The sequence below is a fragment of the Streptomyces sp. NPDC055140 genome (assembly GCF_053607285.1).
In genome coordinates this window covers 30,956-43,261 of the sequence record NZ_JBSGTG010000031.1, presented here as the reverse complement: position 1 = coordinate 43,261, position 12,306 = coordinate 30,956, and the positions used below count along the sequence as shown (strand labels likewise).

Here is a 12,306-nt window from a genome sequence, read left to right as displayed (position 1 = left end):
TCGTACTCTTGAGCGCGTGCAGGAACTCCACGATGCCCCCCTCGCCCCCCTGACCACCTTCCGTCTCGGCGGCCCCGCGGCACGGCTGCTGACGGCGACGACCGACGACGAGGTGATCGCCGCCGTCCGTGAGGCCGATGCGACGGGCACCCCGCTGCTGATCGTCGGCGGTGGCAGCAACCTGGTCATCGGCGACAAGGGCTTCGCGGGTACGGCCCTGCGGATCGCCACGAAAGGCTTCTCGCTCGACGGTGGGAGCCTTGAGCTCGCGGCCGGCGAGGTGTGGACCGACGCGGTCGCCCGCACCGTCGAGGCCGGCCTCGCGGGCATCGAGTGCCTCGCCGGAATCCCCGGCTCCGCCGGCGCCACGCCGATCCAGAACGTGGGCGCCTACGGCCAGGAGGTCTCGTCGACGATCACGGAAGTGATCGCGTACGACCGGAAGACGTGCGAGACGGTCACGATTCCGAACGAGGAGTGCGCGTTCTCGTACCGGCACAGCCGTTTCAAGGCCGATCCCGACCGCTTCGTGGTGCTGCGCGTGCGGTTCGGGCTCGAGGATGCGGGCGGCATGAGCGCCCCCGTCAAGTACCCCGAGACGGCGCGCACCCTCGGCGTCGAGGCGGGCGACCGGGTCCCCGCGGCCCTCGCGCGCGAGACCGTCCTGAAGCTGCGTGCGGGCAAGGGCATGGTGCTCGACCCCGAAGACCACGACACCTGGTCGGCCGGGTCGTTCTTCACCAACCCGATCCTCACCGAGGAGGAGTTCGCCGCCTTCCACGCGCGCGTGGCGGACCGTCTCGGCCCCGACACCGCCCCGCCCGCCTTCCCGGCCGGCGAGGCCCGAGTGAAGACCTCGGCGGCCTGGCTCATCGACAAGGCGGGCTTCACCAAGGGCTACGGCAGCGGGCCCGCCCGTATCTCCACCAAGCACACGCTCGCCCTCACCAACCGCGGCGAGGCGACCACCGACGACCTCCTCGCGCTCGCCCGCGAGGTCGTGGCCGGCGTCCACGACGCCTTCGGTGTGACGCTGGTCAACGAGCCGGTCACGGTGGGCGTGACCCTCTGACACGCCCTCTGGCCTGCCCTCTGACCCGCCCGTGACCCGCTAGTAGGCGACCCCCACGCCCTGCTTCACCGTCGCGGGATCGTCGACCATCGCCAGCATCGCGTGGGCCACGTCGGCCCGCGAGATGCTTCGGCCGCTGCGCGGATTCCCGCCGACCACGGTCCGGTACGTGCCCGTGAGCGGCTTGTTCGTGAGCTTCGGCGGGCGTACGGAGGTCCAGTCCGTGGCGCTGGCCGCGAGCTCGCCCTCCATGGCCCGCAGATCGTCGTAGACGGGCTTGAGCAGCGAGTTGATGACGCCGAGCATGGCGCGGTCGACGAGCGGTGAGCGCTCGGGTTCGGGGCCGACCGGCGCCGCGCTCACGACGAGCAGACGCCGTACGTCCTCGGTCTCCACCGCGCCCAGCACCGACCGGGTCAGCTCGGCCGCGATGCCCGCGTCGGCGCGCCTGCGAGCGCCGAGCCCGGACAGGACCGCGTCGCGCCCGGCGACCGCGGGGCGCAGCGCCTCGGGGTCCCGCACATCCGCCCGGAACACCTCCAGGCCCGCGCCCGTCACCGTGAACCGCGCGGGGTCACGGACCACCGCGGTGACCTGATGGCCCGATGCCAATGCCTGCCGGACGATCTCCTGGCCGATACCGCCGGTCGCTCCGAAAACGGTGATCCTCATGGCACACCCTCCTAGGGTGGGTAAGTGTTCACTCACCCCTAGAGTGAGTGGACACTCACCCGCTCGTCAAGCTCGGTTGGAGCCCGCATGCATCAGAAGCCGGCCCGGGTCCGCATCGTCGACGCCGCCCATGAACTCATGCTGAGCATCGGCCTCGCCCGCGCCACCACCAAGGAGATCGCCAAGGCGGCGGACTGTTCGGAAGCGGCGCTCTACAAGTACTTCGCGAACAAGGAAGAGCTGTTCGTGACCGTTCTCAGCGAGCGGCTGCCCAAGCTCGGACCGCTCCTGGCCGAGCTGTCCAAGGAACCGGGCGCGAAGAGCGTCGAGGAGAACCTCACGGAGATCGCCCGCGAGGCCGCCCTCTTCTACGAGCAGACCTTCCCGATGGCCGCCTCCCTGTACGCGGAACCCCAGCTCAAGCGCCGTCACGAGGAGGCGCTGCGCGAGATGGGCACGGGCCCCCACCGCCCGATCCAGGGCCTGGACGCCTACCTCAGATCCGAGCAGGACGCGGGCCGCGTCAGCCGTGACGCCGACACCTACGCTGCCGCGTCCCTCCTCCTCGGAGCCTGCGCCCAGCGCGCGTTCGCGTACGACATGGCCCCCGACCGCAAGCCCCCGCAGCCGCTGGACGAGTTCGCCGCGGGCCTCGCCCGCACCCTGCTCACAGGGATCGCATAGAGTCCCCACTCTTTCTGGGGAGGGGCAAGATCATGCTGCGTGGAAGAGGGCGCCGGGCCGCCATACCGGTGCTGGTGGCGGCGCTGACGGGAGTACTCGCCGCGGGGTGCGGTCGGGGATCGGCCGACGGGGACGCGGCCGACGCCAAGAAGCCCGAGCGGTTTGCGAGCTCCGGGCAGCTGCCCGAACACCTCGCGGCCGACGGCACGACGGTCGTCGTCGGGTCATCGAAGCCGGACACCGTCGTACGGCTCTACGAGGACCTGCGCTGCCCCGTCTGCGGTGACTTCGAGCAGGACGGCGGCGCCGGCGCGCTGCGGAAGATGACCCTCCACGGCGAGGTCAGGACCGAGTACACCCTGGCGTCGTTCCTCGACGACCGGCTCGGCGGCAAGGGCTCGAAGAAGGCGGCCAACGCGCTGCGGGCCGCACTGGAAAAGGGGAAGTTCGTCGAGTACCACGACCTCCTCTTCCAGGAGCAGCCCGAGGAGGCCGTCGACGGCTACACCGACGCGTTCCTGCTCCGCATGGCCTCGCGGGTGAAGGGCCTGCGCGGCGCCGAGTTCGACGCGGCGGTGAAGGGCATGAAGTACCGCTCCTTCGTCACCGCCTCCGAGAGGGCCTACGAGGCCGACAAGGCGCCCGGCACCCCGGCCTTCGCGGTGAACGGCACCCTCATCAGCGAGGACCGGTGGAACCTGATGTTCGACCCCAAGTACGTTCCGCTGGCGGTCAGGTCGTCGACCCTGCCGGAGTGACAGACGTGCTGGGCCTGCTCAGGGGGCGGCGGTCAGCCAGTCGTCGACTCCCGACAGCAGCTTCGCCTTGATGTCCTGCGGCGCCGCCGAACCGCGCACCGACTGCCGCGCCAGTTCGGCCAGTTCGGCGTCGTCGAAGTCGTGGTGCCGGCGCGCGATCTCGTACTGGGCGGCCAGACGCGAGCCGAACAGGAGCGGGTCGTCGGCGCCGAGCGCCATCGGCACCCCTGCCTCGAACAAAGTGCGCAGGGGTACGTCCTCGGGCTTCTCGTAGACGCCGAGTGCGATATTGGAGGCGGGACAGACCTCGCAGGTCACCCCCCGGTCCGCGAGCCGCTTCAGGAGCCGCGGGTCCTCGGCGGCCCGCACCCCGTGCCCGATCCGCGCCGCCTCCAGGTCGTCCAGGCAGTCGCGTACGGAGGCGGGGCCGGTCAGCTCGCCGCCGTGCGGCGCGGCAAGGAGGCCGCCCTCCCTGGCGATGGCGAACGCGCGGTCGAAGTCCCGCGCCATGCCCCGCCGTTCGTCGTTGGAGAGCCCGAAGCCGACAATGCCGCGGTCCGCGTACCGCACGGCAAGGCGGGCCAGCGTGCGCGCGTCCAGCGGATGCTTCATGCGGTTCGCGGCCACCAGGACCCGCATGCCGAGGCCCGTGTCGCGCGAGGCGGTCTCGACGGCGTCCAGGATGACTTCCAGGGCCGGGATCAGGCCCCCGAGCCGCGGCGCGTACGACGTCGGGTCGACCTGGATCTCCAGCCACCCCGACCCGTCCGCGAGATCCTCCAGCGCGGCCTCGCGGACCAGCCGCTGAATGTCCTCGGGCTCGCGCAGGCAGGACCGCGCGGCGTCGTAGAGCCGCTGGAAACGGAACCAGCCGCGCTCGTCGGTGGCCCGAAGCTTCGGTGGCTCGGTCCCGGTCAGGGCGTCGGGCAGCCTGACGCCGTACTTGTCGGCGAGTTCGAGCAGGGTCGTGGGCCGCATCGACCCGGTGAAGTGCAGATGAAGATGGGCCTTGGGCAGCTGCCTTACATCACGTGGTACACGCTCCATTCGAGGATCTTGCCGCACACACCCGCCGCCGGGGAAGCGGCTTTCCCCCTTCGTGGCCTTGTCCGAACGAAAATCCGAACCGAGGATCCGGACGAAAAAACGGGCCGCCCCCGGGAACCCCGGAGACGGCCCGCATCACGCGGAAGACGCGTCAGTCGCGCGCCTCGGCGAGCAGCTTCTGAATTCGCGAGACACCCTCGACCAGGTCCTCGTCGCCCAGGGCGTACGACAGACGCAGGTAGCCCGGCGTGCCGAAGGCCTCACCCGGGACGACCGCGACCTCGGCCTCCTCCAGGATCAGCGCGGCCAGCTCGACGGAGTCCTGCGGACGCTTGCCGCGGATCTCCTTGCCGAGCAGCTCCTTCACCGACGGGTACGCGTAGAAGGCGCCCTCGGGCTCGGGGCAGAACACGCCGTCGATCTCGTTCAGCATGCGCACGATGGTCTTGCGGCGGCGGTCGAAGGCCTCGCGCATCTTGGCGACGGCCGTCAGGTCGCCGGACACGGCGGCGAGCGCGGCGATCTGCGCGACGTTCGACACGTTCGACGTGGCGTGCGACTGCAGGTTGGTCGCGGCCTTCACGACGTCCTTCGGGCCGATGATCCACCCGACGCGCCAGCCGGTCATCGCGTACGTCTTGGCGACGCCGTTCACGACGATGCACTTGTCGCGCAGCTCGGGCAGGAGCGCCGGCAGGGACGTGAACTTGGCGTCCCCGTAGACCAGGTGCTCGTAGATCTCGTCCGTGAGGACCCACAGGCCGTGCTCGACGGCCCAGCGGCCGATCGCCTCGGCGTCGGCCTCGCTGTAGACCGCGCCCGTCGGGTTCGACGGCGACACGAACAGGACGACCTTGGTGCGCTCGGTGCGCGCCGCCTCCAGCTGCTCCACGGAGACGCGGTACCCGGTCGTCTCGTCGGCCACGACCGGGACCGGGACACCACCGGCGAGACGGATCGACTCGGGGTACGTCGTCCAGTACGGCGCCGGGACGATGACCTCGTCACCCGGGTCGAGGATCGCGGCGAAGGCCTCGTAGATGGCCTGCTTGCCGCCGTTGGTCACCAGGACCTGCGAGGGGTCGACCTCGTAGCCGGAGTCGCGCAGCGTCTTCGCGGCGATCGCGGCCTTCAGCTCGGGCAGACCGCCGGCGGGCGTGTACCGGTGGTACTTCGGGTTCTTGCAGGCCTCGATGGCCGCTTCGACGATGTAGTCCGGGGTCGGGAAGTCGGGCTCGCCCGCGCCGAAACCGATGACCGGACGCCCGGCGGCCTTGAGGGCCTTGGCCTTGGCGTCGACGGCGAGGGTCGCGGACTCGGAGATCGAGCCGATACGGGCGGAGACCCGGCGCTCGGTGGGCGAAGAGGAAGGTGTAGCAGCAGCGCTCATAACCCCATCGTTCCAGACCGGAAACCCGGCCGGCACACGGGTTTCACGGACGATCAACGACTGGCCCGCTTCTTTCTGTTCGACGGAGGGCCGCGGAGCACGTACACTCACTGCTCGTTGGCCTTCACCGGCCGCACTCTTCCGGCACACAACGTGCAGTCGGAAGGATGCGGTACGTTGGGGCAGACAAAGGGTCGTAGCTCAATTGGTAGAGCACTGGTCTCCAAAACCAGCGGTTGGGGGTTCAAGTCCCTCCGGCCCTGCTACACACTCCTTCGCCAGGACGTGTGCGCATGTACGTACTGCAAATGCACCGCCGTGCGGCTCAACCGGGCGCGGCACGGCCACGACCCGGAATTCAGGTGAGGACGCGTGACGGACGCCGTGGGCTCCATCGACATGCCTGATGCCCAGGATGAGGCGCCGGAGTCCCAGAAGAAGCCCCGTAAGGGTGGCAAGCGCGGAAAGAAAGGCCCCTTCGGCCGTCTCGCGCTCTTCTACCGCCAGATTGTCGCGGAACTCCGCAAGGTTGTCTGGCCGACTCGCAACCAGCTCACCACGTACACCAGTGTGGTGATTGTGTTCGTGGTCATCATGATCGGTCTGGTGACCGTGATTGACTATGGCTTCAACCACGCCGTCAAGTACATCTTCGGCTGAGCCGATCGCGAAGGGCGCCGTACCCGGCGCCCCTTTCGCGTGTTCCACCCCTATGTATCCAGGAAGAAGCAGCCACAGTGTCTGACCCGAACCTGAACGAGGCGATCGAGCCCGTCGAGTCCGCTGAGGACGAGCTCGACATTGTCGAGGCGGCGGACGCCGAGAACGCCGAGGACACGGTCCAGGCCGAGGCTGCCGACGAGGCAGCCACTGAGGCTGACGAGCACGCCGAGGACGAGGTCGAAGCCGCCGAGGAGTCCCTCGAGCACGACGCCGAGGACGACGCCGCCGAGCTGTCCGACGAGGACGCCCCCGAGGCCGAGGCCGACGAGGAGTCCGTCGAGGAAGCCGCCGAGGAGTCCGAGCCGGTCGACCCGATCGTCGCCCTGCGCGAGGAACTGCGCACGCTGCCCGGCGAGTGGTACGTCATCCACACGTACGCCGGTTACGAGAACCGCGTGAAGACCAACCTCGAGCAGCGCGCCGTCTCGCTGAACGTCGAGGACTTCATCTTCCAGGCCGAGGTGCCGCAGGAAGAGGTCGCGCAGATCAAGAACGGCGAGCGCAAGACCGTCCGTCAGAACAAGCTCCCCGGCTACGTGCTGGTGCGCATGGACCTGACGAACGAGTCCTGGGGCGTCGTCCGCAACACCCCCGGCGTCACCGGCTTCGTGGGCAACGCCTACGACCCGTACCCGCTGACCCTGGACGAGATCGTCAAGATGCTCGCCCCGGAGGCCGAGGAGAAGGCCGCCCGTGAGGCCGCCGAGGCCGAGGGCAGGCCGGCTCCGTCCCGCAAGGTCGAGGTCCAGGTCCTGGACTTCGAGGTCGGCGACTCGGTCACCGTCACCGACGGCCCGTTCGCGACGCTGCAGGCGACGATCAACGAGATCAACGCCGACTCGAAGAAGGTCAAGGGCCTCGTCGAGATCTTCGGCCGCGAGACTCCGGTGGAGCTCAGCTTCGACCAGATCCAGAAGAACTAGCCCCTTCCGGCACCTTCTGGAACAAGCACTTCCGAACAGGTCAGACGGGCTCTCAAAGCCGGTCTGACCTGCTCGGTTTTTAGCTGCACACAGATACCCGTTATCGTTGTGCGGTATGCCTCCATCCGGATGACCGGGTGGTCGGCTGAAAACTCTCACTAGGACCCGGAGAGAGCAATGCCTCCCAAGAAGAAGAAGGTCACGGGGCTTATCAAGCTCCAGATCCAGGCCGGTGCCGCCAACCCGGCCCCGCCGGTTGGTCCCGCGCTGGGCCAGCACGGCGTCAACATCATGGAGTTCTGCAAGGCCTACAACGCCGCGACCGAGTCGCAGCGTGGCTGGGTCATCCCGGTGGAGATCACGGTCTACGAAGACCGCTCGTTCACCTTCATCACCAAGACGCCCCCGGCCGCCAGGATGATCCTCAAGGCCGCGGGCATCGAGAAGGGCTCCGGCGAGCCTCACAAGACCAAGGTCGCGAAGATCACCGACGCGCAGGTCCGCGAGATCGCCACCACGAAGATGGCCGACCTGAACGCCAACGACCTGGACGCCGCCGCGAAGATCATCGCCGGTACCGCGCGTTCCATGGGCGTCACGGTCGAGGGCTGATCCTCACCCCGTTTGACCTTTCAGTGGTAGGGCCAGCGCTGGTCCGCACCACGAACTCCATACCTGAACTCCAGGAGTAGAAGTGAAGCGCAGCAAGACTCTCCGCGCTGCGGACGCGAAGATCGACCGGGACAAGCTCTACGCCCCGCTCGAGGCCGTCCGTATCGCCAAGGAGACCTCCGCGACGAAGTTCGACGGCACCGTCGAGGTCGCCATGCGTCTGGGTGTCGACCCGCGCAAGGCCGACCAGATGGTCCGCGGCACTGTGAACCTCCCGCACGGCACCGGCAAGACCGCCCGGGTCCTGGTCTTCGCGACCGGTGACCGTGCTGCGGCCGCGGAAGCCGCTGGCGCCGACATCGTCGGCTCCGACGAGCTCATCGACGAGATCTCCAAGGGCAACCGCCTCAACGAGTTCGACGCCGTTGTCGCCACCCCGGACCTCATGGGCAAGGTCGGTCGCCTCGGCCGCGTGCTCGGCCCCCGTGGCCTCATGCCGAACCCGAAGACCGGCACGGTGACCCCGGACGTGGTCAAGGCCGTGAACGAGATCAAGGGCGGCAAGATCGAGTTCCGCGTCGACAAGCACTCGAACCTCCACTTCATCATCGGCAAGGTGTCCTTCGACGACACCCAGCTGGTGGAGAACTACGGCGCGGCCCTGGACGAGATCCTTCGTCTGAAGCCGTCCGCCGCCAAGGGTCGCTACATCAAGAAGGCCGCCATCGCCACCACGATGGGCCCCGGCGTTCCGCTCGACCCGAACCGCACCCGCAACCTCCTCGTCGAGGAGGACCCGGCTGCGGTCTGAGCCTGACAGCTCAGCCAAGTCGGCTCGGGCCCCGCACCTTTCGAGGTGCGGGGCCCGTTCCCGTTTTTCCGCTAACCCCTCCGGGCGCGGGTGCGCTCCGCTAGCGTGCGGGGTCGACCTGGGGCTCGGCGGGGGGAGCGTATGAACGGCAGGACATGGGTGCGGTACGCGACGGTCTGCCTGGCGATGGCCGGCCTGGTGTCCTGCGGCACGCACGAGGCGCCCAAGCGCGACGGGAGCGTCACCGGGGCGCTGAAGGCCGCCCGTTCCGAGGTCGTCGCCGCCGGGTCCGCGAGGATCGAGGCGACGAGCAGCACGGGCACCAGCCTGTCCTCGCGGAGCGTGGGCGTTCTGCGCTGGTCGGGCGGGCTGCGCGGCACTCTGAGGGTGACCACGACCGGCGGCTCGATGGCCTCGACGACCCGGCTCATGGGCGGCTCCCCGTCCCAGTCCCGCTTCCTGCCGGACGCGTACTACACGCGTATGACCGACAAGTTCGCCGCGTTGTCGGACGGCAAGCACTGGATCAGATACCCGTACGACTCCGGGGCCGACCTCTCGCCGGCTGCCTCCCTGAAGCTGCTGCTGTCCTCGGGGAACGCGCGCGAGGTGGGCCGGGAGACAGTGCGCGGTGTCCGCGCCACGCACTACAGGGGCTCGGCCCACGGGCAGCGCGTCGATGTGTGGATCGACCGTGGGCACCTCCTGGTCAAGCGCGTTCAGCGAGCCGATACGGCCTCCGGCGCCTTCTCCGGGACGGTGCATTACGCCGACTACGGCGCCCGCGCCTCGGCCGAGCGCCCGCCGGCGCGGGACACCGTCGACTTCAAGGACGTCGTTGATCGAAAGCCCGCCGCCTGAGCCTTCGGTATCGTGCGCCCACCTACGTGTATCGATCACGTGTTCCTAGGGGTGGGGTCATGACAGTGAACAGAGCGGCGGGGGCCGTGCTGGCCGCCGCGGTGCTGTGTGGCGGGGCCACCGCCTGTACGTCGTCGGGGGGCGACGGGAAGGCGGGTTCCTCGCTGCGGACGGCGGCGGCCGCGGCCGTCCTCAAGGCCACGGAGAACGGGGAGCGGCTGACGTCGTTCGGCTACCGGATGACCGGCGAGGCCCCCGGCTCGGGCCGGATCGACGGCGAGGCCGCGATCAACGTGAAGCCGATGGCGATGCGGATGAGGATGACCTCGCCCGACCAGGGCTCCGACGGCACCCTCGAGATGCGCGTCACCGGCGGCGCCCTGTACATGGCCGGCGGCAAGGGCGCGGCCAAGAAGACGGACGGCAGGAGCTGGCTCAAGTTCGACATCTCCGGGCCCGCGTCGCAGGAGGCCGCGGCGACGAATCCGCTGGCCGGCCAGGCAGCCCAGAACCCGGCCGAGCAGGTCACGTTCCTCAACGGCTCCAAGGACCTCGAGCGGGTGGGCGAGGAGACCGTGGAGGGCGAGAAGACCGCGCACTACAAGGGCACCGTCACGCTCGACCAGATGCGCGAGAGCTACGAGGACGAGGACGCGGCCACCAGAAAGCGCCGCGACAAGAACCTCTCGATGTACGAGGGCCTGGGCATCGACAAGCTCGCGGTGGACCTGTGGATCGACCAGGACGACCGCACCAAGCGCTTCCGCACCCGCGGCGCGGCGGACAGGGGCCGCTTCGACATGACGATGACCTTCTTCGACTACGACAAGCCGGTCACCGTACGGACTCCGGCCGCCGAGGACGTGGTGGATCTGGCGCAGATGATGAAGGGTGCGACCAGCAGTTGAGCGTCCCGGCGGGGGTCGGCAAGGGCGGATTTGCCTGAGACGGACCCCGTCACGTAATCTCCTTGAGAAGCCAAAGACCGCTGGTCGTTGCCGTGCCCTTGCAAGAGGAACCGGTGACCGAAGGATCTGCTGAAAGCGGACGACCTGCGCAGGTGACTGTGGAAAGTTCCCGGATTCGTTCCGGTAGAGCTAAGCCCCGTGCGCCTGCGCCGGGGCGTTTTGTTTTGTACAGCCCCTTCTGAGCGGTCCTCATCACCCGGAAGGAGGCCGACGCTCTATGCCGACGCCCGACAAGGCTGCCGCGGTAGCCGAGCTCACGGACAAGTTCCGCAGCTCGAACGCCGCCGTGCTGACCGAGTACCGGGGTCTCACCGTGGCCCAGCTCAAGCAGCTGCGCCGTTCCCTCGGTGAGAACTCCGAGTACGCCGTGGTGAAGAACACGCTGACCAAGATCGCGGCCAACGAGGCCGGGATCAACACGCTGGACGACCTGTTCACGGGTCCGACAGCGGTTGCCTTCGTCACCGGTGACCCGGTGGAGTCGGCGAAGGGTCTTCGTGACTTCGCCAAGGACAACCCCAACCTCATCATCAAGGGCGGTGTCCTTGACGGTAAGGCGCTGTCCGCCGATGAGATCAAGAAGCTCGCGGACCTCGAGTCCCGCGAGGTTCTGCTCGCCAAGCTGGCGGGCGCCATGAAGGGCAAGCAGACTCAGGCTGCTCAGGTCTTCCAGGCGCTCCCGTCGAAGTTCGTCCGCACTGCGGAGGCGCTTCGCGTCAAGCGCGACGAGCAGGGCGGTGCCGAGTAACTCGGCTCGCGCATTGACCGTCGCCCACTAGGGAGACGGTCGCAGCGGGCCGATCGTACGCCCGCCGACATTTACATCCGGCACCTGCCGAATTAGTGGAAGGACGCCATCATGGCGAAGCTGTCCCAGGACGACCTGCTCGCGCAGTTCGAAGAGATGACCCTCATCGAGCTCTCCGAGTTCGTGAAGGCCTTCGAGGAGAAGTTCGACGTCACCGCCGCCGCGGCCGTCGCCGTTGCCGGTCCGGCCGGCCCGGGTGCCGCCGCTGAGGCCGTCGAGGAGCAGGACGAGTTCGACGTCATCCTCACGGGCGCCGGCGAGAAGAAGATCCAGGTCATCAAGGTCGTGCGCGAGCTCACCTCCCTGGGCCTCAAGGAGGCCAAGGACCTCGTCGACGGCGCCCCGAAGCCCGTCCTCGAGAAGGTCGCCAAGGAGGCCGCTGAGAAGGCCGCCGAGTCCCTCAAGGGCGCCGGCGCCTCCGTCGAGGTCAAGTGACCTCGGGAGTCTGCTGACTCCTTGCGGAGCGGCTCTCGCGTAGGGCTGTAACGCGAACGTACTGAAGGGCGATCACCCAACTGGGTGGTCGCCCTTCAGGCTTTTCGGACGGCCGCTCGGCGTTCCAGTTCGGCTGCCTTGCGCTGACGGTCCCGACGAGTATGGTGATCTTCGTTGTGCCTGAAGCCGGTGCCTGGAGCGGGTGCCTGCTGGTGAGTGCGAGGGTCGGGGCAGCCCTGTTCGTACAGGAGGGGGCCTTGACGAACCGCACGCAGCGCGCAATTCTCAGGACGCGTCGTCACAACGATCCGGATCCGAGGCATGGATCGACGACGAAGAGGGCAGTAAGGATGTGCGCGCCACGAGTGACGTGGTGACGTGTTGCAGCTGTTGAGAACAACGAGGGTCTGACGAGGGTCGTTGAGGACAACGAGGGTCTCAAAAAACCCGCACTGGACATCAGTGAGCCAAGTGGCTACACTGACCCTTTGCGCTGCCTGTTATCTGCTCCCTGCCCGTCACCAGGGGCATGCCCTCGCATC

Annotated in this window: 14 protein-coding genes and 1 tRNA gene; 12 read left to right on the top strand and 3 right to left on the bottom strand. The window is 68.5% G+C overall.

The features are described from left to right. The first annotated feature begins 16 nt into the window (after positions 1-16). On the top strand, positions 17-1,072 hold the full coding sequence (locus ACWFR4_RS39125; protein WP_453466347.1) for a UDP-N-acetylmuramate dehydrogenase: 1,056 nt from the start codon (positions 17-19) through the stop codon (positions 1,070-1,072). 39 nt (positions 1,073-1,111) lie between these two features. Here the strand turns inward: ACWFR4_RS39125 and ACWFR4_RS39120 are convergent, their stop codons facing one another. Continuing rightward, positions 1,112-1,744 (bottom strand): NAD(P)-dependent oxidoreductase, encoded by a 633-nt coding sequence (locus tag ACWFR4_RS39120; RefSeq protein ID WP_453466348.1) that lies wholly within the window; start codon positions 1,742-1,744, stop codon positions 1,112-1,114. 87 nt (positions 1,745-1,831) lie between these two features. Here ACWFR4_RS39120 and ACWFR4_RS39115 point away from each other — a divergent pair, with 87 nt between their 5' ends. Together ACWFR4_RS39115 and ACWFR4_RS39110 are read left to right on the top strand one after the other, a co-directional pair. Then, positions 1,832-2,428 carry a TetR/AcrR family transcriptional regulator gene (locus ACWFR4_RS39115; RefSeq protein WP_453656436.1) on the top strand — a complete coding sequence of 199 codons (597 nt, stop codon included), beginning with the start codon at positions 1,832-1,834 and terminating at the stop codon, positions 2,426-2,428. 32 nt (positions 2,429-2,460) lie between these two features. Further along, positions 2,461-3,186, top strand: a complete 726-nt coding sequence (locus ACWFR4_RS39110) for a DsbA family protein (protein ID WP_453656435.1) — start codon at positions 2,461-2,463, stop codon at positions 3,184-3,186. Positions 3,187-3,204: 18 nt separating this feature from the next. Here the strand turns inward: ACWFR4_RS39110 and ACWFR4_RS39105 are convergent, their stop codons facing one another. After that, positions 3,205-4,233 carry an adenosine deaminase gene (locus tag ACWFR4_RS39105; RefSeq protein ID WP_453466353.1) on the bottom strand — a complete coding sequence of 343 codons (1,029 nt, stop codon included), beginning with the start codon at positions 4,231-4,233 and terminating at the stop codon, positions 3,205-3,207. A 151-nt stretch (positions 4,234-4,384) separates the two neighbouring features. Continuing rightward, positions 4,385-5,623: a pyridoxal phosphate-dependent aminotransferase gene (locus ACWFR4_RS39100; RefSeq protein WP_453466355.1), complete on the bottom strand. Its 1,239-nt coding sequence runs from the start codon at positions 5,621-5,623 to the stop codon at positions 4,385-4,387. 190 nt (positions 5,624-5,813) lie between these two features. Here ACWFR4_RS39100 and ACWFR4_RS39095 point away from each other — a divergent pair. The 9 genes from ACWFR4_RS39095 (at position 5,814) to rplL (ending at position 11,764) form a co-directional block, all read left to right on the top strand. Beyond that, positions 5,814-5,886: transfer RNA gene (locus ACWFR4_RS39095), tRNA-Trp, on the top strand. A gap of 109 nt (positions 5,887-5,995) precedes the next feature. Further along, positions 5,996-6,283: a preprotein translocase subunit SecE gene (secE, locus tag ACWFR4_RS39090; RefSeq protein WP_100594904.1), complete on the top strand. Its 288-nt coding sequence runs from the start codon at positions 5,996-5,998 to the stop codon at positions 6,281-6,283. Positions 6,284-6,360: 77 nt separating this feature from the next. Then, a complete protein-coding gene (gene nusG / locus ACWFR4_RS39085; protein WP_453656434.1) occupies positions 6,361-7,269 on the top strand; it encodes a transcription termination/antitermination protein NusG in 909 nt (302 codons plus the stop codon). A gap of 177 nt (positions 7,270-7,446) precedes the next feature. Further along, a complete protein-coding gene (gene rplK / locus ACWFR4_RS39080; protein WP_389880059.1) occupies positions 7,447-7,881 on the top strand; it encodes a 50S ribosomal protein L11 in 435 nt (144 codons plus the stop codon). An 82-nt stretch (positions 7,882-7,963) separates the two neighbouring features. After that, a complete protein-coding gene (gene rplA / locus ACWFR4_RS39075) occupies positions 7,964-8,692 on the top strand; it encodes a 50S ribosomal protein L1 (RefSeq protein ID WP_100594901.1) in 729 nt (242 codons plus the stop codon). 141 nt (positions 8,693-8,833) lie between these two features. Beyond that, on the top strand, positions 8,834-9,553 hold the full coding sequence (locus ACWFR4_RS39070; protein WP_453466854.1) for a hypothetical protein: 720 nt from the start codon (positions 8,834-8,836) through the stop codon (positions 9,551-9,553). Between the two features lie 59 nt (positions 9,554-9,612). Next, positions 9,613-10,461: a DUF1396 domain-containing protein gene (locus ACWFR4_RS39065; protein ID WP_453466857.1), complete on the top strand. Its 849-nt coding sequence runs from the start codon at positions 9,613-9,615 to the stop codon at positions 10,459-10,461. Between the two features lie 277 nt (positions 10,462-10,738). Beyond that, the gene (gene rplJ / locus ACWFR4_RS39060) at positions 10,739-11,269 is read left to right on the top strand and encodes a 50S ribosomal protein L10 (protein WP_100594899.1); all 531 of its coding nucleotides are present in this window, start codon (positions 10,739-10,741) and stop codon (positions 11,267-11,269) included. A 111-nt stretch (positions 11,270-11,380) separates the two neighbouring features. Then, positions 11,381-11,764 carry a 50S ribosomal protein L7/L12 gene (gene rplL, locus ACWFR4_RS39055; RefSeq protein WP_266673324.1) on the top strand — a complete coding sequence of 128 codons (384 nt, stop codon included), beginning with the start codon at positions 11,381-11,383 and terminating at the stop codon, positions 11,762-11,764. The last annotated feature ends 542 nt before the right edge of the window (positions 11,765-12,306 follow it).

Excerpts from the sequence above, each read along its gene's own strand:
- ACWFR4_RS39120 (WP_453466348.1), bottom strand. The coding sequence starts at position 1,744 with ATGAGGATCACCGTTTTCGGAGCGACCGGCGGTATCGGCCAGGAGATC.
- ACWFR4_RS39115 (WP_453656436.1), top strand. The coding sequence starts at position 1,832 with ATGCATCAGAAGCCGGCCCGGGTCCGCATCGTCGACGCCGCCCATGAA.
- ACWFR4_RS39110 (WP_453656435.1), top strand. The coding sequence starts at position 2,461 with ATGCTGCGTGGAAGAGGGCGCCGGGCCGCCATACCGGTGCTGGTGGCG.
- ACWFR4_RS39105 (WP_453466353.1), bottom strand. The coding sequence starts at position 4,233 with ATGGAGCGTGTACCACGTGATGTAAGGCAGCTGCCCAAGGCCCATCTT.
- ACWFR4_RS39100 (WP_453466355.1), bottom strand. The coding sequence starts at position 5,623 with ATGAGCGCTGCTGCTACACCTTCCTCTTCGCCCACCGAGCGCCGGGTC.
- rplK (WP_389880059.1), top strand. The coding sequence starts at position 7,447 with ATGCCTCCCAAGAAGAAGAAGGTCACGGGGCTTATCAAGCTCCAGATC.
- ACWFR4_RS39070 (WP_453466854.1), top strand. The coding sequence starts at position 8,834 with ATGAACGGCAGGACATGGGTGCGGTACGCGACGGTCTGCCTGGCGATG.
- ACWFR4_RS39065 (WP_453466857.1), top strand. The coding sequence starts at position 9,613 with ATGACAGTGAACAGAGCGGCGGGGGCCGTGCTGGCCGCCGCGGTGCTG.
- rplJ (WP_100594899.1), top strand. The coding sequence starts at position 10,739 with ATGCCGACGCCCGACAAGGCTGCCGCGGTAGCCGAGCTCACGGACAAG.
- rplL (WP_266673324.1), top strand. The coding sequence starts at position 11,381 with ATGGCGAAGCTGTCCCAGGACGACCTGCTCGCGCAGTTCGAAGAGATG.